A 430-nucleotide genomic window follows, 5' to 3' on the forward strand; every position below is an offset into this window, starting at 1 on the left:
CCTCTCCCTCGGTGTGCATGCGCGCCGCTCACGCAAGCTGTACCAGAAGGCGTGCGGCGAGGAAGTGGACGTGGGTGTGATCGCCCTGTTCGACCCAGTGGCGCCACCGGGCGAGTGGTGGAAGAACCCACGAGGTTGGGTACAAGGTGATCAAAGAGATGGCCGAAGTGCCCCTTTCGTCGTTCTTCGAGGTGGAGAGGGCCGGAGAAGCGCCCTGATCGCCGCGTTATCTTACCGGCATGAACGCGTTGGATCGACCGGAACTGGCTGAGGTTCCTTCCTTTTACCATGGCTATGTGGCCCTTGCTGAAGGACATGATCTGCTCCATGCATTGCGCGACGCATCGGCGCGCGCCGTGTCCACGATGTCGCTCATTCCTGTTGACCATTGGGACCATCGCTACACGCCGGGCAAGTGGAGCATCAAGGA

The 430-nt window shown here is 60.9% G+C and carries 1 protein-coding gene; it reads left to right on the top strand.

What is annotated here, in order from left to right; all coding sequences use genetic code 11:
• Positions 1-239: 239 nt before the first annotated feature.
• Positions 240-430 (top strand): hypothetical protein (locus tag I6F37_RS40945; RefSeq protein ID WP_225154512.1); only part of this gene is annotated, 191 nt, incomplete at its 3' end.

Origin of the sequence: Bradyrhizobium sp. NBAIM08 (assembly GCF_020193935.1) — a bacterium.
In the GTDB taxonomy this organism is placed as follows: Bacteria; Pseudomonadota; Alphaproteobacteria; order Rhizobiales; family Xanthobacteraceae; genus Bradyrhizobium; species Bradyrhizobium yuanmingense.